This is a genomic window from Clostridium hominis, assembly GCF_014287825.1.
Lineage (GTDB): Bacteria > Bacillota > Clostridia > Clostridiales > Clostridiaceae > Clostridium > Clostridium hominis.
In genome coordinates this window covers 1-22,250 of the sequence record NZ_JACOOO010000006.1, presented here as the reverse complement: position 1 = coordinate 22,250, position 22,250 = coordinate 1, and the positions used below count along the sequence as shown (strand labels likewise).

The 22,250-nt window shown below is 30.0% G+C and carries 20 protein-coding genes; 3 read left to right on the top strand and 17 right to left on the bottom strand.

The features are described from left to right. Positions 1-67 precede the first annotated feature (67 nt). Positions 68-214 carry a hypothetical protein gene (locus H8S20_RS05380; RefSeq protein ID WP_186859477.1) on the top strand — a complete coding sequence of 49 codons (147 nt, stop codon included), beginning with the start codon at positions 68-70 and terminating at the stop codon, positions 212-214. Positions 215-258: 44 nt separating this feature from the next. Here H8S20_RS05380 and H8S20_RS05375 read toward each other — a convergent pair whose 3' ends face one another. From H8S20_RS05375 to H8S20_RS05300, 16 genes are all read right to left on the bottom strand, one after another. Beyond that, positions 259-1,011 (bottom strand): ABC transporter ATP-binding protein, encoded by a 753-nt coding sequence (locus tag H8S20_RS05375; protein ID WP_366455662.1) that lies wholly within the window; start codon positions 1,009-1,011, stop codon positions 259-261. Between the two features lie 16 nt (positions 1,012-1,027). Further along, entirely contained in the window at positions 1,028-2,008 is a 981-nt protein-coding gene (locus H8S20_RS05370) for a FecCD family ABC transporter permease (RefSeq protein ID WP_186859476.1), read from the bottom strand. Beyond that, positions 2,005-3,027, bottom strand: coding sequence for an ABC transporter substrate-binding protein (locus H8S20_RS05365; RefSeq protein ID WP_186859475.1), 1,023 nt, complete (start codon positions 3,025-3,027; stop codon positions 2,005-2,007). Before H8S20_RS05365 ends, H8S20_RS05370 begins: the two co-directional genes overlap by 4 nt. Positions 3,028-3,042: 15 nt before the next feature. Beyond that, positions 3,043-3,621: a nucleoside-triphosphatase gene (locus H8S20_RS05360; protein WP_186859474.1), complete on the bottom strand. Its 579-nt coding sequence runs from the start codon at positions 3,619-3,621 to the stop codon at positions 3,043-3,045. A 65-nt stretch (positions 3,622-3,686) separates the two neighbouring features. After that, complete coding sequence (gene xdh / locus H8S20_RS05355) at positions 3,687-6,260, bottom strand: selenium-dependent xanthine dehydrogenase (protein WP_207725259.1); 2,574 nt, start codon at positions 6,258-6,260, stop codon at positions 3,687-3,689. A gap of 25 nt (positions 6,261-6,285) precedes the next feature. Beyond that, positions 6,286-7,620, bottom strand: a complete 1,335-nt coding sequence (gene ssnA / locus H8S20_RS05350) for a putative aminohydrolase SsnA (protein WP_186859473.1) — start codon at positions 7,618-7,620, stop codon at positions 6,286-6,288. A 15-nt stretch (positions 7,621-7,635) separates the two neighbouring features. Further along, positions 7,636-8,847 (bottom strand): diaminopropionate ammonia-lyase, encoded by a 1,212-nt coding sequence (gene dpaL / locus H8S20_RS05345; RefSeq protein ID WP_186859472.1) that lies wholly within the window; start codon positions 8,845-8,847, stop codon positions 7,636-7,638. 55 nt (positions 8,848-8,902) lie between these two features. Then, positions 8,903-10,216 (bottom strand): uracil-xanthine permease family protein, encoded by a 1,314-nt coding sequence (locus H8S20_RS05340; RefSeq protein WP_186859471.1) that lies wholly within the window; start codon positions 10,214-10,216, stop codon positions 8,903-8,905. A 55-nt stretch (positions 10,217-10,271) separates the two neighbouring features. Further along, the gene (gene arcC, locus H8S20_RS05335) at positions 10,272-11,201 is read right to left on the bottom strand and encodes a carbamate kinase (protein WP_186859470.1); all 930 of its coding nucleotides are present in this window, start codon (positions 11,199-11,201) and stop codon (positions 10,272-10,274) included. 168 nt (positions 11,202-11,369) lie between these two features. Next, positions 11,370-12,563, bottom strand: coding sequence for a knotted carbamoyltransferase YgeW (gene ygeW, locus H8S20_RS05330; RefSeq protein WP_186859469.1), 1,194 nt, complete (start codon positions 12,561-12,563; stop codon positions 11,370-11,372). Positions 12,564-12,599: 36 nt separating this feature from the next. Then, the gene (locus tag H8S20_RS05325; protein WP_032118191.1) at positions 12,600-13,799 is read right to left on the bottom strand and encodes a YgeY family selenium metabolism-linked hydrolase; all 1,200 of its coding nucleotides are present in this window, start codon (positions 13,797-13,799) and stop codon (positions 12,600-12,602) included. Between the two features lie 243 nt (positions 13,800-14,042). Further along, on the bottom strand, positions 14,043-15,809 hold the full coding sequence (locus H8S20_RS05320) for a sigma-54-dependent Fis family transcriptional regulator (RefSeq protein WP_186859468.1): 1,767 nt from the start codon (positions 15,807-15,809) through the stop codon (positions 14,043-14,045). 201 nt (positions 15,810-16,010) lie between these two features. Continuing rightward, positions 16,011-16,439, bottom strand: a complete 429-nt coding sequence (locus tag H8S20_RS05315; RefSeq protein ID WP_032118189.1) for a DUF3783 domain-containing protein — start codon at positions 16,437-16,439, stop codon at positions 16,011-16,013. Positions 16,440-16,565: 126 nt separating this feature from the next. Next, positions 16,566-17,297, bottom strand: a complete 732-nt coding sequence (locus H8S20_RS05310) for an Ntn hydrolase family protein (RefSeq protein ID WP_032118188.1) — start codon at positions 17,295-17,297, stop codon at positions 16,566-16,568. 206 nt (positions 17,298-17,503) lie between these two features. Continuing rightward, positions 17,504-18,646, bottom strand: coding sequence for an AI-2E family transporter (locus tag H8S20_RS05305; protein WP_186859467.1), 1,143 nt, complete (start codon positions 18,644-18,646; stop codon positions 17,504-17,506). A 119-nt stretch (positions 18,647-18,765) separates the two neighbouring features. Further along, positions 18,766-19,965: an acetate/propionate family kinase gene (locus H8S20_RS05300; RefSeq protein ID WP_186859466.1), complete on the bottom strand. Its 1,200-nt coding sequence runs from the start codon at positions 19,963-19,965 to the stop codon at positions 18,766-18,768. A gap of 256 nt (positions 19,966-20,221) precedes the next feature. Between H8S20_RS05300 and H8S20_RS05295 the strand changes: the two genes are divergently transcribed. Beyond that, entirely contained in the window at positions 20,222-21,277 is a 1,056-nt protein-coding gene (locus H8S20_RS05295; protein WP_042281398.1) for a YeiH family protein, read from the top strand. A gap of 109 nt (positions 21,278-21,386) precedes the next feature. Then, on the top strand, positions 21,387-21,851 hold the full coding sequence (locus tag H8S20_RS05290) for a GNAT family N-acetyltransferase (RefSeq protein WP_186859465.1): 465 nt from the start codon (positions 21,387-21,389) through the stop codon (positions 21,849-21,851). A 76-nt stretch (positions 21,852-21,927) separates the two neighbouring features. Here H8S20_RS05290 and H8S20_RS05285 read toward each other — a convergent pair. Beyond that, positions 21,928-22,250, bottom strand: a 323-nt coding sequence (locus H8S20_RS05285; protein WP_207725258.1) for a hypothetical protein, incomplete at its 5' end; no start/stop codon positions are given.

Genomic DNA, 22,250 nt, shown 5'->3' with positions numbered 1-22,250 from the left:
ATTTTTGATAATTGCATTAATTAATTATATAATATTTATTAAAATATTATTATAGGGGGTTCCTTCAATGGTATCTAAAAAATCTGAAGAATTTATATGTCCTATCTGTGGAGAAATAATGGAAGAATATCCTTATGCTTATGATAATAAGCAATATGATAAGATTTATTATAAATGTGATGTATGCGGACATAAGGAAGTAAAAATCGTATAGCTTTCTGGATATAAAAGTGCTTAGCTTTTAAGCACTTCTTATCCTTAACAAATAATCATTGGCCCTACTTTTGTATCTACTATAGAAAAATCTCTCATATATATTTTCTTTAAGGACTCTAATATTCTTTTCTCATATCCACTTTCTCTACAATTAACTACGTCTATAATCTTGTTTTTGTCTAAAATATGAATCCTATCAGCATATCTCAAAGCAAGATTTATATCATGTATAGTGAACAAAGTAATAAGCTTCTTCTCTTTAACAAACTTACTTATAAATGTAAAAAAATCGTGTTGTCTTACATAATCTAAAAATGTATTTGGTTCATCTAAAAGAATAATCTTGCACTTTTGCATTAATACTCTTCCTAAATAGACCATTCTTCTTTCTCCACCACTTAACTCTCCTATACTATTATCTTTCAAGTGATATATGTTTAATTCTTTTAAAATTTGTCTACCTATCTCATAGTGCTCTTCTCTTGGATTTTCAATTAATGATAAATATGGCGTAATACCCATAACAACAATATCTAAAACAGAATAATTTTGATCTGTATGAATATTTTGAGGTATAAATGATATAAGTTTCCCTTTCTCTCTATAACTCATATTCTTTAAATCTAAATCATCATAATAAACAGTCCCTCTAATATCTTTTAATAATCCAGATATAGCTTTTAGCAGAGTTGTTTTTCCAGCGCCATTTACTCCTATTAATATATTAATCTCTCCAGGTTTTAGCTTCATATTAATTTCATCTAAAACTTTATAATCTCCATAATAAAATTCTATATTTTCTATATTTAAACTATCTCTTATTTAAATCACCTCTTCTGCTAATAAGATAGACTAAGAAAGGTGCACCTACCAGTGATGTTAGTATACTTATAGGAATTTCTGTTGTTGTTAAACTTCTAGCTGCTGTATCTCCTACTAACATTATCATTCCACCCATAAGTACTGTTAAAATCATATTTTGGCTTATATCATCTTTAGCATATGATTTTACTATATGAGGAGCTAATATACCAATCCAACTAACAACCCCTGCCACTGATACAACTACTGATACTAACAATGTTGAGATAAGAATGGTAATAATTCTTATCTTTTTTATATCTACACCTAATAAAGTAGCTTGAACATCTCCCATTGTACAAACTTTTAATCTCCATCTTAATAAATAAAGAAGTACTATAGATATTATAACCGGAGGTATTACATAAATAATATTATCCCAATTGCTATTATGAAATCCTCCCATAAGCCAATAATCAATAGCAGGAAGTTCTTTATAAGGATCTGCAAAATATTTTAATATCATAATCATAGCAGAAGCTAAAGCTTGCGTTACTATTCCAGAGATTACAAGTCCTAAGATTTTATTACCTCCCATATTTTTTGATAAAAGCACTGAAAACACTACTGCAATCATACCTGTTGAAAATGCCATAAACTGCATCATTATCGGATTTGCAGCCATAAAAATAATAGCTAAAGCTGCACCTAAAGAACACCCTGATGTTACCCCTAATACGTCTGGTGATATTAATGGGTTTTGAAATATACTTTGAAACACCAGACCAGCTAAAGCTAAAGCTCCACCACTGAATACAACAAGAATTACCCTTGGTAATCTTATGTTAAAAAATATTGTAAAATCCCTACTTAATAACCCATCATTTAATAGTTCAATTAAATCAATTTTATATCTTCCAATAAATAACGATAATATTATTAGAATAAATAATATTATACTGTGATATAGCTTTAGATGTTTTTTAATCATAAACCTATTTCTTCCTCAGTTACGTCTATTCCATAAAACTTATTATAAAATTCTGTAGCATCCTTCTTATACTTCTCTTTAGAATATTTTTCAGGATATAAATTATTAGTAAGCCATAACATTCCTAATATTGAACTTGGTGTTGGATAATCCCAAGCTTCTAAAGTTGATGGAAAAGTATATACATCTTTATTTTTTATTGCCTCTATAGTTTGTAGCGTTGAATCTTTTAAAACATCTTCCTTTGAATAAGTCGCATATCCTACCATATATATCTTTTCTGGATTATACTTTATAAGCTCTTCAACAGAAATATTTGCCCAATAACCATCAGTTAAATTAGAGGTCACATTTTCTCCACCACAAAGTTCTATTAAATAATTCTGATACATTTTTGATGTACAAGTTTTTAAAATACTATCACTTCCTGATAAGTATACCTTTGGTTTGTCAGTAACATCTTTAGTTAATCCTTCAACTTTTTCTATTATACTTTTGTAGTAAGCATTTAATTCTTGTCCTTCTTCTTCTTTTCCTACTGCTTTTGACAATAAATCTACTGATTCCATAAATCCATCTAGAGTTTCTGGTTCAATAGCTATTACAGGTATGTTTAAAGCTTCAAACTTTTCTATAAAGCTCTCTAATCTAGCTGGTATAATAACTAGATCTGCCTCAAGACTTGCACATTCTTCTACATTTATCTCTTTACTATTTCCTACTGCAGGTAAATCTATAAGCTCTGGTGATGCCTTTTTATATAGTTCTCTTGTATTTGCCTTACCTTCTATCCCTACTAGCTTGTCCTTGACTCCTAGGTTAACTAATAAGGAAGTAGATATATAATATGATGAAACTATTTTTTCCGGAACTTTATCTATTTCAACCTCTCTGCCTAATTGATCTGTAACTATTATACTTTCCTTTGATTCAACCTTCATTGAGCTACACCCAAAAAACATACCAACTGTTATCATAATAGATAATATTACACCTAATACTTTACTTAATTTTCTCACTTTCTAATCCCCTCTTTATATATTATTTTTTATCATTGTAATTATTTTATTTATAATTAATTCTCTTTCATCATTACCTTTATCTTCTATATCTATAATTATGTTACCTTTATTAAATCTTATGCAATTTAGAAATTCACTATCTTTCTTTTTTATAACTCCTATTACTAAATGATCACTATTTAGACATTTAATTATCTCTTCCTTAAACTTTAATGCATCACTCTCTAATACACCTATTTCATCCATTAATATTAATTTAACATTAGAATTTTCCCTGCTTTTTCTTAGAATTTCACTTCCTACTATTTCAAATACTTCTTTTATTCCACAACATTTCTTATCCCCTATCTTAACGGATATAGGACTATAATTTCCTTCTACATCTTCATATCCATTTATATAAAACCCTTTATCTTGCCCATTAATATAGTAGTGCAAGGTTCTATATCCACTATATTTAATATTCAAAGTATCTAATATTTTATTTATCATTGTGCTTTTCCCACAACCACTTTCCCCAGTTAAAAATATATTTAAATTCATAACTATTTCGACTATCCTTCTAATTAAATATAAAATTTTACTAAACATATAGAGATGAATTTTAACTCACCTCTATATGCTTATATTTAATAATAAAAATACTTTTAAAATTATTATTTTTTCTTTTTATAAAATGTATTTTCTAAAGGTAATTTCGTTCTAAACACACCGTCTAGCTTATAATAAGCACCTTGTACTGCTGGAGCTGTTGGTATACATGTAATTTCTCCTACGCCTTTAGCTCCATATGCTAGATCACTCTTATTTTCCTCTATTAATATAGGTTTAATTTCTGGAACTTGAGTAGATCTAAACAATCCTAATGTTCCAAACTTAGCTTTAGGTACAGAATTTTCTAATGGATAATCTTCAGTTAAAGCATATCCTAATCCCATAGCTACGCCACCTTCAATTTGCCCTTCAACATTTATTGGATTTATAGCTCTACCTATATCATGAGCCGCAACTACTTTTTCTACCTTTCCGTCCTTATTTAATACTACCACTTGAGTAGCAAAACCATAAGCCACATGACTTACTGGATTCTTTTTAGAACTTCCCATCTTGTCGGTAATTCCTGAATATTCCCCATAGAACTCTTGTCCATCAAGTTCTAATAATGACTTATTTTCCAGTGCAGCTTTTAATTTAAGTGCTGCAACTTTAGTAGCCTCCCCAGTAAATACTGTTTGTCTTGAAGCTGTAGATGTTCCTGAATTAGGGGTTAGCTTAGTATCTGGTTTCATCCATTTAACACATTTTGAATCTACCCCTAAAGTTTCACATACAACTTGAATTAATATGGTTCCTACCCCTTGTCCCATACAAGCAGCAGAAGTTCTTATTATAATTTTTTCATCTTTTATCTCTAAAGTTGTTCTACCTATATCAGGTAGTCCAACCCCTATACCAGAATTCTTAAAGGCACATGCTATTCCAACAAATTCATGTTTTTCATACTCATCTTTTACAGCTAATAAAGTCTCTTTAAGGGCCGTTCCCTTATCCGCTATCTGCCCATTAGGCAATTCTTGTCCTGGTTCTATAGCATTTCTATATCTGATTTCCCAAGGGGAGATTCCAACTAATTCTGCTAACTTATTTATATTAGCTTCATTAGCAAATGCAGATTGAGTTACACCAAAACCTCTAAATGCTCCTGCTGGTGGATTATTTGTATAAACTGCTATTCCTTCTACTTCACTATTTTGATAATTGTAAGGTCCCGCTGCATGTGTGCAAGCCCTTTGAAGTACTGGTCCCCCTAATGATGCATATGCTCCAGTATCAGCTATAATTTTAGCCTTCATAGCTGTAAGTTTTCCATTTTCATCACAAGCTGTAGTAAAATCCATTTCCATAGCATGTCTCTTTGGATGTACCTTTATACTTTCATCTCTAGTCAATGTTATCTTTACAGGTCGCCCTGTTAAATGAGCCATTAATGCAGCATGATGTTGGCAGCTCATATCTTCTTTCCCTCCAAAACCACCACCAACATATTTTGCAATTACTCTCACTTTATTTTCTTCTACTCCTAATAATGAAGTTATTTCATGTAAATCATCATATACTGATTGACTACTGGTATAAACTACAAGTTCTTCATCTGTTGGTACTGCAAGAGCACTTTCAACTTCTAAAAATGCATGTTCAGTAAATGGTACAGAATAGTGATTGGTTACCACGTATTTAGAATTTTTAATAGCCTCATCTACGTTACCTCTAACTAAAACTTCTCTAGTTAATATATTTCCTCCACTGTGTATTTTAGGAGCATTAGCTTCCATTGCTTCCTTTGGACTTGTTAAAGGCTTAAGTTCTTCATAATCAACTTTTATAAGTGTACTAGCTTGCCTTGCTATTTCTTCGCTTTCAGCAACAACTAAAGCTACAGTATCTCCTACGTATCTTGTTTCTTCACCAATAGCTATAAGTGCTGGCCAATCTTTTTTAAGATGTCCACAAAACCTATTTCCCGTTACATCTTTCGCAGTAATAACCTTAATAACACCTTCTAATCTTTCAGCTTCACTAAAGTTTATATCTTTAATAAGCGCTCTTGGATATCTTGCTCTTAGCGCAACGCCATGTACCATTCCAGGAACCTTTAAGTCATCTACATACTCTCCTAGGCCTAATGTCTTATCTTCTGCATCTATTCTTCCTAATCCATCCCCAATTAAACCTTTACAACTAACTTGAGGAACATCCTTCTTTTCTCTAATAATTTCAGCAGCCATTAATATTGCTTCTTCAATTTTTACATAGCCTGTACATCTACAGATATTACCTATTAAAGCTTTTTTAACTTCTTCCTTTGAAGGATTTAATGTTTTATTAAATAATCCTACTGAGCTTATTACCATACCTGGAATACAAAAACCACATTGTACAGCTCCTACTTTAGTGAAAGCATAAGCAAATGCTTTTTTAATCTCCTTATCTAACCCTTCTACAGTAACTATAGATTTATTTAAGATCTTTATTCCTCTTAAAAGACACGCTTTTGTTGCCCTGCCATCAACTAAAATCATACATGCACCACAAGCACCTTGATTACATCCATTTTTTACAGAAGTCAAATTCTTCTTTTCTCTAAGATATTTCATTAATGATTCATCTTTTTCTATAGTGCACTTTTCTCCATTTAAAATGAATTCTATCCTATCAGTAGAGTTCTCCAACAGATTACCTCCTTTCTAGTTTTTATTAACTATTTAATCTATCCCAAAGCTTAGCCGATACCTCTCTTGACTTACTTAATATTTTATCTTCATCAACAGTTAATATTTTCCTATCCTTCATTACTACCTTACCATTAATTATTGTGGTATCTACTGATCTACCTGTCATTCCAAAGAATATATGACCAAATAGGTTATTTTCGTTCATAACTGTAAGTGGATTATAATCTACTACTATTAAATCAGCGTAAGCTCCCTCTTTTAAAATACCAACTTCTTTTTTAAAATATTTTGAAGCAATCTTACTATTATTTTTAAAAGCCATAGTTCCGGTTTCCATAAAGCCTACGTTTGGATTACAAAGACTAGCCTTATGAGTTATATTTTCAACTTTAATAGATTCGAAAATATCACTTGTATAGCCATCTGTTCCTAACCCTACAGTTAATCCTTTTTCAAAAAATCTTATAACTGGTGCACATCCTACTGCATTTCCCATATTAGATTCTGGATTATTAATTACAGTAGTATTTGTTTCTTTTAGAATGTCCATTTCTCTATCATTTACATGAACACAGTGAACTGCAAATGTATTTTCACCTAATATTCCATAATCATTTAATCTTTCAACAACTCTCTTGCCACTTCTATTTAAGCTGTCATATACATCTTCAATACCTTCTGCTACGTGTACATGATATCCTGAATTAAGTCCTTCCATAGCCTTAACACATTTTAAAAGACTTTCATGGCTTAAAGTAAATGATGCATGCATTCCAAACATTCCTTTTACCATATCATCGCTTCTGCTATTAGCATATTTTATGAAATCTATATTTTCCTTTATTCCAGCATCTAACCTGTCATCACCATCTCTATCAGATACCTCATAACAGAAGCTTCCTCTTACCCCTAAATCTTCAGCAGCTTTCGCTAAAGTAAAAAGACTTCCTTCTATAGCAAATGGACTTGCATGGTGGTCAAATACTGTAGTTACACCGGCTTTTATACATTCAATTAAAGTAGTGTATGCACTGTATTGGTTATCTTCTTCAGTAAGCTTTTTATCTATTCTCCACCATACATTTTTTAATATATCTGTAAATGTTTTCGCTGGAGGATTATTTAAATTTAACCCTCTAGCAAAAGCACTATATATATGATGATGAGTATTTATAAGACCAGGCATTATAACCTTTCCATCAGCATCAATAATTTCCGCTTCTCCATACTTATTTTTTAACTCATCAGTTTTTCCAATATCATTTATAATATTTTCATCTATTAAAACTGCTCCATTTTCTATAAAAGGATTATTTTCATCATGAGTTATTACTCTACCATTACATACTAATATCATATATACGCCCCCTTTTTACTTTCCACATTCGCCTTCCCAAACAATCTTCTTATACTTATCTGGATCTGTGTCTCCTTCAGTACTAAATAATAAAACTTTTGAGTTTTCGTCTAGTTCTAAAGTATCCTTCAATTCTTTGTATTCAGGATTTGTCATGATTTCATATATAAGTCCTAAAGTTACAGCTCCTGACTCACCAGAAACTACCTTAGTATCATCTTTCATTGGATTGCCAAGAACTCTCATTCCATTTGCTGCAACGTAATCTGGACAAGAAACAAAAAGACTTGAATAATTTTTAAGCACTTTCCACCCTATTATATTTCCTTCACCACAAGCAAGTCCTGCCATTATAGTTGGCATATCTCCATCCACAACTTTAAGATTTCCATCATTAGCTACTGCTGATTTATAAAGACAAGCAGCCTCACTTGCTTCAACTATTGTTGTTTTTGGACATTCTTCTCCAAATACAGATGCAAAAAATCCTTGAACTCCTCCAGCTAATGATCCAACACCTGCTTGTAGAAATATATGCGTTGGCCTTTCTACTCCATAGCTTCTTAATTGATTTAATGCTTCAAGCCCCATAGTCCCGTAGCCTTCCATAATCCACGCTGGAATATCCTCATATCCATCCCAAGCTGTATCTTGAACAACTACTCCATTATGTTCAGCTGCATACTTTGCTGCGAGTCTAACAGCTTCATCATAATTCATATCTGTTATAGATGCATCAGCACCTTCTTTTCTTATATTTTCTAATCTAGTTAAAGATGATCCTTTAGGCATATAAACTACAGATTTTTGTCTTAATTTATTTGCTGTCCAAGCTACTCCTCTTCCATGATTCCCATCAGTAGCTGTTACAAAAGTTATATCTCCTAATGCCTTTCTAACTTCCTCTGAAATAAGCTTTTCATATGGCAGTTCGGATATATCCTTACCTAACCTTTTAGCCATATATTGAGCCATAGCAAAAGATCCACCAAGAACTTTAAATGCATTAAGCCCAAATCTATAGGATTCATCCTTTATATAAATTCCACCTAACCCTAAATATTCACTAAGCTTATCTAATGCAACAAGTGGTGTTTCTTTATATTGTGGAAAGCTAGCATGAAAATCTCTAGCCTTACTTATTTCTTTTTCTGATAAAAATTCTAAATCTATTTCTTCTTTATTATGAGGTAAAGTATTTACCTTCCAATTTATTTTTTCTTTCATTTAAATACCCCCTTTATACTTACTGTAACAATAAGCAAGCAAACTTTTATTAATATTATTTTCCTATTTCATCTTTAGGTAAAACTAAATTTAATAAGATTGCCACTAAAGTTGTTACAATTATTGAAGAACCTCCAAAGATAGATATAACCCACTCTGGAAATAATCCTAACGCTCCATTTACTTGAGCTATACCTGTACCTAATGCAATAGCTAATCCCACTATTGCAATATTTCTAGTACTTAGTCCACTATTACAAATCATTCTTATCCCAGTCATAGTAATAGTTGCGAAAACATATATAGTAGCTCCACCAAGAACACATTGTGGTATACTTACTAAAATTGATGATATTTTAGGAATTAATCCAGATATTATTATGATAATAGAAGCTAATAAAAATACTCCTTTATTTATAACTTTATTCATAGTTACTATTCCAACATTTTGGCTATAAGTAGCTGTAGGAACACACCCAAACAAAGCACCAATAATACTGGAAAATCCATTTCCCATAATAACTCCTGATATTTCGTCTTCTGTTGGTATTCTATCCATAGCACCACCAGTAGTAGCAGAAATATCCCCTATAGCTTGTACAGAATTTACTATATACATAATTACCATTGATACTATAGCCGTAGCATTAAACTCTAACCCAAAGTATAATACCTTTGGCATATGAAACCATGTCGCTGTATTTAAGCCCTCAAAAGATACTATCCCTGCAAATAAAGCAATAATATATCCAATACAAATTGCTATTAATATAGATGCAAGTTTAAACTTTCCCTTTGTAAAGAAATTTAAAAATATTACTATTGATAAGGTTATCATTGCAATTAACCAATTTTTTGGTGATCCAAAACTTTCATTACCTGTTCCTCCCGCCATATAGTTTATAGCCGTTGAATATAGTGATAACCCAATTGAAAAAATAACTGTGCCTGTTACTACTTCTGGAAAAAGTTTAGCGATTTTCCTTGAAAATATTCCAAAAATAATCGCTACTCCTCCTCCAATCATTTGAGCTCCAAATATAGTTGCTACATTAAATTCTTCTGCAATAGAGCTTAATATAGGTATATATGCAAAGCTCGCTCCCATAACTATAGGTAATCTAGATCCTATTTTATTAAATAGAGGAAAAATCTGAATCACTGTAGCTACTCCTGAAAAAACTAACGATGACTGAACTAAAATAATTTTATCTTGCAAATTTAAGTTAGCCATGCTTGCAACAATAATTGCAGGAGCAACACATCCTACAATCATTGCCACTACATGCTGTAAGCCTAATGGAATAATTTCTTTTAGCTTTACTTTTCCATCAAAATCAAATAACGCTGACCTATTTTTTATCTCCATATAAATTCCTCTAGGTAAATTCCCATACTTCATTTAAAATAATTAACTTATTAACTTATTTACTTATTCTTGTTCCTGTTTTACCTGCTATTCCATCTTTAGCTTTTTCTAATAATGTTATTAAAGATACCCTTCCTTCTTTTGACTCTGCAAAATCTATAGCCGCTTCAACCTTAGGCTTCATAGACCCTGGTGCAAAGTGCCCTTCATCGACATACTTTTGCATCTCTTCTACAGTTACATCATCAAGCCACCTCTCATTTTCTTTACCATAATTTATTGCAGCCTTTTCTACTGCAGTTAAAATAATAAGACAATCTGCGTCTAACTCCTTTGCTAATTCACAGCTTGCAAAATCCTTATCTATTACAGCATCAACACCTTTTAATTTACCATCATTCTTTATAACTGGAATTCCTCCACCACCACAAGCAACTACCACGTGCCCAGCATCTGCTAAAGTTTTTATAGTTTCAATTTCTACTATGCTCTTAGGTTTTGGTGAAGCTACGACTCTTCTATATCCCCTACCAGCATCCTCTATTACATTTTCACCTTTTTGGACCATTAAATCTGCTTCTTCTTTAGTCATAAATCCGCCAATTGGTTTTGTTGGATTAGTAAATGCAGCATCATTTTTATCTACTTCAACCTGAGTTATTATTGTAGATACACTTTTATTTATACCTCTTTCTAGAAGTTCTTCTCTTAAGGCATTTTGAAGATCATATCCTATATATCCTTGGCTCATTGCAACACAAACAGACATTGGGCACAATGAATACTTAGGATAATTTTTACCAAGTTCTGTCATAGCCAAATTTATCATACCAACTTGAGGCCCGTTTCCATGAGAAACTATAACTTCATTCCCATCTTCAATTAAATCTATAATTGCTTTAGCTGTAGACCTTACAGCTACCATTTGCTCCTCCAAATTATTTCCTAAAGCGTTTCCTCCTAAAGCAATAACTACTTTGCTCATTAATTTTCTCCTTTCAAAACCGTAACTTAATACTATAAATAATTAAAAAGGTAGCTTAGCTACTATTGAAAATTTACCTTCAATTAGTATTATCTTTTCTTTTAATACAGATGCTATTCACTACCTTTTAATTTAATGAAATTTCATCCTTAACTATTTTATAATATACTATTTTAATTTTCTAGCTTTATTATCATTTTCTAATTTAGCTAAAATCTCTTGAGGATTTTTAACCTTGCTTAAGAATATCATTGCAGCTATTATATATGGTTTGAAGCTAGCTTCTTTATATAAAGGATCTCTATATCTATCAAAAACAGATGCTGCTACTTCACCTGCTTCACAGCTTACACCAGTTATATCTGCAGGTAAGCAGTGTAAATAAAGAGCTGATCCATTTTTAGTTAACTTCATCATTTCCTCTGTACATTCCCAATCTTTATGATTAGCATTTTGTGCTAATAAGTCTTTTTCTAATTTATCTATACCTTCAAAATCTCCATTTCCATATAAATCTGTACGTTTTTCCATAGCAATATACGGAGCCCAGCTCTTTGGATATACAACATCTGCATCTTTAAATGCTTCTTCCATTGAGTTAGTCTTTGTAAATGATCCTCCAGATTTTTGTGCATTTTTCTTAGCTACTTCTTCAACATCGCTCATAACTTCATATCCTTCAGGATGAGCTAGAACAACATCCATTCCAAATCTAGTTAATAAGCCTATAATTCCTTGTGGAACAGATAATGGCTTTCCGTAAGATGGTGAATAAGCCCAAGTCATAGCAATTTTCTTACCCTTTAAGTTTTCTATTCCTCCAAACTCATTTATTAAATGTAATGCATCAGCCATAGCTTGAGTTGGATGATCTATATCGCATTGTAAATTTACAAGAGTAGGTCTTTGTTCTAAAACACCCTCATTATGGCCTTCTTGAACTGCTTTAGATACCTCTCTCATATAAGTATTCCCCTTACCTATATACATATCATCACGAATACCTATAACATCAGCCATAAATGATATCATATTTGCTGTTTCTCTAACTGTTTCTCCATGGGCAATTTGAGATTTGCCTTCATCTAAATCTTGAACTTCTAATCCTAAAAGGTTACATGCTGAAGCAAAGCTAAATCTTGTTCTTGTCGAGTTATCTCTAAATAGAGATATTCCTAATCCTGAGTCAAATATTTTGGGTGATATATTATTTTTTCTTAATTCTCTTAGCGCCTCTGCTATTGTAAATACCCCTTCAATTTCATCATCTGATTTTTCCCAAGTTAAGAAAAAATCATTGTTATACATATCCTTTAAATCTAAATCATTTAATTTTTCTATATACTTATCCATTAACGTCATCTTAATCTCTCTCCCTTAAATCTATATTTTATTTAATTATCTTTCTTCACAATATAAAGTTGGAACTGCTGCATAAACAGCTGCACATCTAACTAAGTCTTCTTTCCAAGTCTTTTCATTCGGAGCATGCGCTTCTTCCTCTTTACCAGGCCCAAATCCTATACAAGGTATTCCATATCTACCCATTATAGAAACTCCATTAGTAGAAAATGTCCACTTATCAACCTTAGGAGTACCATACATTCCTTCATATGCTTTAACCATAGCTTCTGTTGCTGGTGCATCTTCAGGAATTACCCATGTTGGGAAGTAACAATCTGTTGGGTAAATAAGGCCTGTCCAACTTGGTCTTTCATATTTATACATAGTAACTTCAGCATTATATTTCTTAGCAAAAGGTAAATTTCTTACTTCTTCTAAAGCCATTTCGTAAGTTTCTCCATCTGTTAAACGTCTATCTAGTGAAATTGCACACATATCAGCTACTGCACAACGGGATGGTGAGTTATAAAATATTTGTGAAACTGTTATTGTTCCTTTTCCTAAGAATGGATCATAGTGTAGATTATCATTTAATACTCTTATTTCTTGAAGAATATCTGCCATCTTATAAATAGCATTATCTCCTCTTTCAGGGGCTGATCCATGACATGATACACCCTTAACTTCTACTCTTATTTCCATACGACCACGTTGTCCTCTATATATATTTCCGTTAGTTGGTTCTGTAATTACAACAAATTCCGGTTTTATTTCAGATTCATTATAAATGTATTGCCAACAGAGTCCATCGCAATCCTCCTCTTGGACTGTTCCAGTTACAAGTACTGTATACTTATCAGATAAAAGTCCTAGATCCTTCATTATTCTAGCACCATATGTTGCAGAAACTATACCACCTAATTGGTCTGATGCCCCACGTCCACCTATTTCTGTTTCTGTTTCATATCCTTCATATGGGTCAAATGTCCAGTTACTTAATTCCCCAAGTCCAACTGTATCTATATGACCATCGTAAGCTATTAAAGTTTTTCCGGTTCCCATATATCCTAATACATTTCCCATTTTATCTATTTCAACTTTATCAAATTCTAAAGCTCTCATTTCTTCTGCAATTCTTTTAATAACACCTTCTTCTTCTGCACTTTCTCCTGGAATCGCTATTAAGTCTCTTAAAAAGCTAGTCATCTTGCTTTCGTAACCCTTAGCACTTTCTTTAATCTTATTGAAATCCATAATAATCCTCCTAAAAAGTTTATTTTTTATTACACCTATTTAATAAAGCAAATTCCATGCCAATCTTAATTTGAAACAAGTTATATTTTTCACCATGTATTCAGGCTTTTCTAACTAATCATTTATTATTAATTTCAGATAAAAACAAAAAAATTATCAAAATGATAAATTCTTATCATTTTGATAATCTTCTTTAACCCATTAGTTTACACATATTTGTTAGTATTTTATCATTTTGATAAACTATTCTAATCCATCAATTTTTCTATATAAGGTAGCTATTCCTATTCCTAATTTTTTTGCTGCAATTTTTTTCCCTTCTGTAGTATTTCCGTATTTTTCTATAGCTTTTTTTATATATAACTTCTCAATATCTTTTAAAGGTATTATCTGTTTAATATTTATACTTCTATCTATGTTATCGTTTAACAGTTCATTATAATTTTCTATAAATGATTCAGGCAACATAGATTTATCTACTACTCCCCTTTTATCTGAAAGACTAACCATAAACTCAACAACATTTTCTAACTCTCTTACATTTCCTTGCCATTTATATTTGCGAAACATTTCTAATACTTCAGCATCAATTTTACTAACATACTTATTAAATAAGTTATTATATTTATCTACTAAAACATTTACTAATAGATTTAAGTCTTTTCCTCTTTCTCTTAATGCTGGAACTTCTATAGGTATTACATTTAATCTATAATAAAGGTCCTCTCGGAATTTCCCTTTTCTAACTAGCTCTTTTAAATCTTTATTGGTTGCTGCAACAATTCTAATATCTAACGATGTAAGTTTATTAGATCCTATTCTTACTACTGTTTTTTCTTGAAGCACCCTTAGTAACTTAACTTGTAAATAAAGAGGCATGTCTCCAATTTCATCTAAAAATATAACTCCCTTGTTAGCTAACTCAAATTTCCCTATACGTCCATTAGCATTAGCTCCTGAAAAGGCACCTTTTACATATCCAAATAATTCACTTTCTAATAATGATTCTGGTATAGCTCCACAATTAATAGCTATAAAAGGCTTATTTCTCCGTTCTCCTTCCGCATGTATTGCTCTAGCCACTAGTTCTTTTCCTGTGCCACTTTCCCCTGTTATCAGTACTGTAGATTTTAAATTGCTAATACTTTTAATTTTCTTTTTTAATGATTTCATCGCATCAGATTCTCCAACTATATCAGATAAATTTGTCTTATTATTTCCGTATGTTAAAGTTACTGCTTCTTGCTTTATATTCATAAGTTTATTGAATATAAGTATTTTACTATACTCTTTTATATCTAAAGAACCTTGAATCAATCTTCCTACTACCTCATATTTAGTTTCATCTATTTTTATTTGATAAGTGCTATTTTCATTAAAATTATCGTCAGTTTCATCTATAGTAATTTTCTTACCTTTTACTGATGATTTTAACTTTAATTCATTTTCACCCTTTTTATTGATACTACTTATTAAGCTATTAGAACCTACAACAATTACTCCATCATTAACAGAGTTTACTATCTCTTTAAAAAATTCTAAGCTTTTTATTTGAATTATTTCCTTACTGTATTCTGATACCTTTGCTGCAATAAGCTCAGATATTTGTTCAATAAAAGATACTATAGTTGATAAATCATTTAATAATCTATTTTTTTGCTCTATTGTACTACATACTACCCCTATTACTCCAATAACTCTATTCTCATATATTATTGGAAAACTTACCTCCATTTTTTCTAAACAGTTATCCTTCTCCAAACATTTTCTACATAATCTATGCTCACCTGGATTCTCTATAAGTTGAATTCTCTTTTTATTAATAGTCTCTTCATATACGAAACCATTTTTTTTAATATTTTCATTTATTTTATTCTTAAATATTCCTGTACCTGCTATTCTATTTAAGCCTTCATCCACTATCTCAACATCAATCTTTAATATATTTGAAATAACACTAGCATATCTTATGACAGACTCTTGTATATTTTTTAAATATAAAGAATTCATATATCTATCCTCCTATGAAACGCTTAATATATTACTATTTTTATATTAACTTTACCTAATATAAAAACAGTAATATATTATAAAGTTATTTAATTTCTATAATTTGTCTCACAAGATGATTTTACCTTTTATTTCCATTTTATTCAACAAACAAAATAAAAATAGAAGTAATAAATAATTATTACTTCTTTAATAAAATTATTATTTTTTATGTAAATCTGAAAAATTACCACTATTTATAGCGGCTCTCTCATTTAAAAGATTTACTATAACCTCATTAACTGTCCAATTTATAGATGTTTCAGTTACTACAGCCTTAAGAATATTATTTATTCTTATTTTCTTTAAGTTGTCTATAAACATATTAATTTTCATATTTGAAATATTATTAAATATTATAGCTCTCTCTTTTCTTCCTTCTTCACAATTAGAGTCAATATTATCTTCTAATATATCCTTAATTGTACTATCTCCATTTTTTGAATATAAACATATCTGGTCTCTTAACCCTAAAATGCTAGCATAATTCTTAACAGCCTTAAGCTCTTTCCCATTAAAATTGCATAAAAGCACACAACTTCTTACATCATTTTCTAAAACATTATTTCTATCCAGTCTTTCAAAAGACATAATTTCACCTCTAATCTAAATTAGTAAATATTAATTGAAATTCTATCATATTTGATAATAAATATCAAAATAAAAATATCTATCAATCTGATAGATATTTTTATTAATCCTTTTTAAAATTTATTTTTAAGGCTTAATTGTAAGAGTATCAACTTTTCCACCTGTACTACGCTCTTCTTCTCTATAATTCTCTTCATAATCATCAATTACTTCTTGTAAAGATTCCTTAATTATAGATAAGATTTCTCTATCTTTTAATTCTTTTAGATGATCCATACATAAATCCATATTATTATTTTCTTCACAGCCAACGTTCTCTCTTAATTTTTTAACCATCATCTCACTGCCTGATCCGATAGCCCAAAAGCTTCCTTTACCTGAAATACCTTGCCATATAGCTCTACCTTTTACAGCTTTAATTCCATAAATGACAGGTTCATCATTATCAAAACCAACTACAAGTATGTCCCCTGTATAATCTATCAAAAGATTAACATATTTTTCTGCAATTAGTTCTGCTGTTTCTGCTACTGAAAGGTTATCAATACAATTTAAATTATTAAGATCATTTATTATTGTACTTACTGATTTTGTTATTATATCTTTACCACTTCTTAAAGTTTTTATTGAATTTGTATCACCTGCAAAAGCCACACCTACACCATTCTTTAACTTATAAAGCTTTTTACCATTATCCTCATGAACTTTTTCTCCATTCTTTTTAGTTATGGTAAGTCTAGTGTCTGCTGCAAGCATTATTTTATTTTCACCAATTACAGCAATTATAGTAGTAGCATTAGCAGTTAATGTAATAAGCATAAAAAATATAATAGTATTACAAATAATTTTTTTTAACAAGCTATACCTCCTCCTCTCTTTAATTATATTTTGTCAAATCTATTTATTTATGCTTATTAAAATATGTTATATTATGACAACTTATATCTTAGTAATAATGCTTTTTTCAAAACATAAAATCTTATTATTAAAATTTAATTAAAATAAAAAAGACTACTGCATCTAATTAATTTCTGCAATAGTCTAATATATTATTAACTTTATTTTTAATTAACTACTATATTTTTATTCTTTAATCTTTTATTTATATATTCTCTAGATATTTTATATATTACTGAGAAAGTAGGTATTCCTAATAACATTCCTAAAAGTCCAAATGTATTCCCGCCAATAAGCATAGCTAACATTACCCATATAGGTGGTAAACCTACTGAGCTTCCTACAACCTTAGGATAAATTAAATTCCCTTCAATTTGTTGAAGTACAATAATAAATATTACAAACCAAAGTGCCTTCATTGGATCTATTATTAAAATTATAAAAGCCGATGGTATAGTTCCTATAAATGCTCCAAATATAGGTATTAAAGCTGTCACAGCTACCAAAACACTAATAAGCAGCGGATATGGCATCTTCAATATAATCATTCCTATGAAGCATAACGCACCTATAATAATAGCTTCTATAAATTGACCTCCAATATAACTTGAAAAAGATTCATTTGCTACTTTCCCTAAATACATTATCTTATCAGCAAAATTATTTTTGCTAAAAGCATATAAAACCTTTTTCATCCCTAATTGTAATCTCTCTTTATTTAATAACATATAAATTGAAAAAATTAAAGAAAGTATAAAATTAACTAATCCACTAGTGAATCCTACTGTAATATTTACTACACCAGATAAAGATGTAACAACTATTTGTCCAGTAAATTGAAGAATCTCTCTCCATGCAGATAAAAAGTTATTCCATAAAGTATTTAAAACTTCAGTATTGCTAACATATTGACTTATTAATTCTTCAAAAGATCTTATATACGAAGGTACTGTATCAGTTAACGTCGAAATACTATCAATAAGCTGAGGGATTATAAATATTATTAAACCTGTAATTGCAGCAAATACTACTACAAAAGTTAAAGCTACTGATAAGGGTCTTTTTAAGCTTGAATACTTTGAATACCTTTTGCTATCTAAAACTTTAAATACTCTTTCTTCAAAAATTCTCATAACTAAGTTTAATATAAATGCTATAGCTATCCCAATAATAAATGGTGATATTATACCTATTGCATTTTTTCCACCTGAAATAATATTTTTAAAATTAAAAATTACATAAGCTATAATAATTGTATATGTGACTATTCCCCAATATTCTTTAAACTTATCTCCTAAAAAGTTCTTCAAATTTTAATTCTCCTCTCCTATCAAGCTATTTTTTCAAAGTATAATTAATGGATATTATACACTATTTTTCATAATAATAAAAACCTTAGCGAAAAATCACTAAGGTTTTAACACTTATGTTACATATTATTAATTAATTCAACTGTATCTCTAGCAATCATTAACTCTTCATTAGTAGGAATTACATAAATTTTAACTCTTGAATTATCTGTAGATATTTCTTGAATTTCTCCTCTAATTTCATTTCTTTCATTATCAAGTTCAAATCCTAAGAATTCTAGACCCTTTAAACTTTCTTTTCTTGTTAATGATGAGTTTTCCCCTATTCCTGCAGTAAATACAATAGCATCTATACCACCCATTACTCCAGCATATGCTGCAATTTGAGCTCTTACTTTATAATGGAATACATCTAACGCAAGCTTAGCTCTTTCATTACCTTGTTCAGCTGCATCTCTTACATCTCTAAAATCTGAAGAAACTCCTGAAATACCAAGAACACCTGATTTTTTGTTTAATAATTCATCTACTTCTTGCATTGTATAACCTTTTTCATTTATTAAAAATCCAATTACAGATGGATCAATACTTCCTGATCTTGTTCCCATCATAACTCCAGCAAGTGGTGTGAATCCCATTGATGTGTCAATAGATTTTCCGCCTTTAACAGCTGCTAATGAACATCCATTACCTAAATGACAAGTTACTATCTTAAGATCTTTTATATCTCTTCCCATAACTTCAGCTAGTTTATTAGATACGTATTTATGAGATGTCCCATGGAATCCATATTTTCTTATACCATAATTTTCATATAACTCATATGGTAATGGACATATATATGCTTCTTTTGGCATTGTTTGATGGAATGCTGTATCGAATACGCCTACCATTGGTACATTTGGCATTAACTCCATACAAGCTTTTATTCCTATTATGTTTGGTGGGTTATGTAATGGCGCAAGTGCATTACATTCTTCAACTGACTTTAAAACTTCTTCCGTTAATACTACTGACTCCGAATATTTTTCTCCCCCATGAACCACTCTATGTCCAACTGCTGCTATCTCATCCATTGACTTTATTACGCCATATTTTTCATCGATTAAAGCTCCTAAAACTAATCTAATAGCATCTTTATGATCTTTAATCTCCGTTTTAATTATGTATTTTTCTCTACCTTCAACTTTTTGAGTTAATAAAGAACCTTCAATCCCAATTCTTTCAACTAACCCTTGAACCATTGATTCTTCTGTACTCATATCAATTAGTTGATACTTTAATGATGAACTACCACAATTGATTACTAACGTTTTCATTTCCTTCTTCCTCCAAACTATAAAACTAATAATTTTAACATACTTTAATAATACATCAAAACTCACAAAAATGAAAATGATTAATTATTCTCTTTTGTCTGAAAAATCTGATAACTGGTGTGTTATGTTATTTTTATTTATTATTTTGGATAAACTACCATTGTATTAATACATAAGTAAAATGTAATAATCTTAAATTTAACTAGAGAGGAAGTGAAAATTTGTAAGGTTCTTTTAAAGCACCTTACTTTTCATTATGAGTAATGATAAACATGATAATAAAAATAATTTTACAAAGCATGCTATGCAAATTTTACCTGGTTTTTTAGTTTGCGTTATAATAGCTATAATAAGTAAAATAATAGCTAAACTTTTTTTACCAACTTTAGGTGCTGCTACAATAGCAATAGTTATAGGTATAATTATAGGAAATACGTTTGGTAAAAAGGATTACTTAAACAAAGGCACCAAATTTTCTGAAGGTACACTTTTATCTATTTCAGTAGTATTACTAGGTGGAACATTAAATATAACTCAGTTATTAGATTTAGGAATCATGGGAATAGTATTTATTGTTTTATTAATGTTGATAACTTTATTTGGAACCATTTTTGTAGGTAGAACTATGAAATTCGGAGAAGACTTCGTCCTTCTAATGGCAAGTGGTAATGCAGTATGCGGTTCTTCTGCAATAGCATCAACAGCTCCAGTAATCAATTCTAATAGCAGAGATAAAGGTATTGCTATTACAATGGTTAATGTTACGGGAACTGTACTAATGCTATTACTTCCACTTTTAACCTCATTTTTATATAATAATGAAACCTTTAAAACTTCTGCTTTTTTAGGTGGTATACTACAATCTGTAGGTCAAGTTGTAGCTGCAGCTTCAATGGTAAGTGAAGCTGTAAAAGAACAAGCTACAATCTTTAAAATAGTTAGAATAGTATTTCTTGTTGGGGTAGTATTCCTACTTGCAGCTTTAAAGAAAAAAAGCCCAGTAAAAGGTGTTGAAGCTGTTGAAGAAGAAATACATAGTCATACTCATCAATCAAGAATAAAAGTTCCTTGGTATATAATAGGTTTTTTCATAACATGTGCTTTATATTCATTAAATATAATCCCTCATAACCTTACTCCTATTTTAAAAGATTTAGATAACTTTATTGAAGTTATTGCTTTAGCAGGAATTGGCATGAGAGTATATATTAAAGACTTAATACAACAAGGTCCAAAAGCTTCAATGTATTGTGTATTTATAGCTCTTATTCAAATAGTAAGTGCTATAGTACTAATAGGAATTTTGCTTTAGAATTATAGCCATAAATTAATTTATGGCTTTTTTTATATACTCTTCTGTATAATGTAATTAAATATTATAAAAGGGGGTGAAAGTAAAAGATAATCTTTTACTTAAAACTATGATAAAATTTAGACTTGCAAAAAACGGGGATGAAAAAGAAATACTTAACCTTATTGATACTGTTTTATCAGAATATAGTCTTAGTCTGGAACCTTTTGGTGCAGATTTTGACGTTACAGATATCGATAAGTTTTATTTTAATAACGATGGATGGTTTCAAGTTATAGAAGATAACGATAAAATTGTTGGTTCAGTAGGAATATATAAAATAGATAATTCAACTTGCGAACTTAGGAAAATGTATATTTATAAAGAATATCAATGTAAAGGCTTAGGAAAAACTTTATTAGAAAATGCTTTAGAAGTAGCTAAGAATTTAGGTTATAATTATATAACACTTCAAACAAATTCTCTTCTTACAAGAGCCCTGCCTTTATATAAATCTTTTGGTTTTAAAGAAAACAATGATGAAGTTTGCTCAAGATGTGATATATCAATGAAAAAAGAAATAAGACTTGCATAAGTAAGTCTTATTTCTTTAATCTAAAAATATATACCATTCAAATTTAATTTTCAAACATTCCCAATATAATTTTTTCTCACTTTTGTCCCTCTACTTCTAAATACTTCTCTATTATATTTATTTCTTTATCTCTTATTTTCAATAAAATATTAACAATAACACTTCCTACAATTAATAATATTGTAGTCAAATAAATATTCACTATTAAAAGGTATAGTAATGAAAAGGAAAGAATTTGTGCAATGGTTTGAGATTTACTCTTCATATAAATATATTGCCTTATAAATCCAAAAGAATCTTTAATAACGAAATACATAAATACTACCCTTACAGACATTATTACTGTATTTATATAAGTAGACGCAATATAATTTTTTCTCACTTTTGTCCCTCTACTTC

Bases quoted from the DNA above. Each gene is read 5' to 3' on its own strand.
- H8S20_RS05380 (WP_186859477.1), top strand. From the start codon at position 68: ATGGTATCTAAAAAATCTGAAGAATTTATATGTCCTATCTGTGGAGAA.
- H8S20_RS05370 (WP_186859476.1), bottom strand. From the start codon at position 2,008: ATGATTAAAAAACATCTAAAGCTATATCACAGTATAATATTATTTATT.
- H8S20_RS05360 (WP_186859474.1), bottom strand. From the start codon at position 3,621: ATGTTTAGTAAAATTTTATATTTAATTAGAAGGATAGTCGAAATAGTT.
- ssnA (WP_186859473.1), bottom strand. From the start codon at position 7,620: ATGATATTAGTATGTAATGGTAGAGTAATAACTCATGATGAAAATAAT.
- dpaL (WP_186859472.1), bottom strand. From the start codon at position 8,847: ATGAAAGAAAAAATAAATTGGAAGGTAAATACTTTACCTCATAATAAA.
- H8S20_RS05340 (WP_186859471.1), bottom strand. From the start codon at position 10,216: ATGGAGATAAAAAATAGGTCAGCGTTATTTGATTTTGATGGAAAAGTA.
- arcC (WP_186859470.1), bottom strand. From the start codon at position 11,201: ATGAGCAAAGTAGTTATTGCTTTAGGAGGAAACGCTTTAGGAAATAAT.
- ygeW (WP_186859469.1), bottom strand. From the start codon at position 12,563: ATGACGTTAATGGATAAGTATATAGAAAAATTAAATGATTTAGATTTA.
- H8S20_RS05325 (WP_032118191.1), bottom strand. From the start codon at position 13,799: ATGGATTTCAATAAGATTAAAGAAAGTGCTAAGGGTTACGAAAGCAAG.
- H8S20_RS05320 (WP_186859468.1), bottom strand. From the start codon at position 15,809: ATGAATTCTTTATATTTAAAAAATATACAAGAGTCTGTCATAAGATAT.
- H8S20_RS05315 (WP_032118189.1), bottom strand. From the start codon at position 16,439: ATGTCTTTTGAAAGACTGGATAGAAATAATGTTTTAGAAAATGATGTA.
- H8S20_RS05300 (WP_186859466.1), bottom strand. From the start codon at position 19,965: ATGAAAACGTTAGTAATCAATTGTGGTAGTTCATCATTAAAGTATCAA.
- H8S20_RS05295 (WP_042281398.1), top strand. From the start codon at position 20,222: ATGAGTAATGATAAACATGATAATAAAAATAATTTTACAAAGCATGCT.
- H8S20_RS05290 (WP_186859465.1), top strand. From the start codon at position 21,387: ATGATAAAATTTAGACTTGCAAAAAACGGGGATGAAAAAGAAATACTT.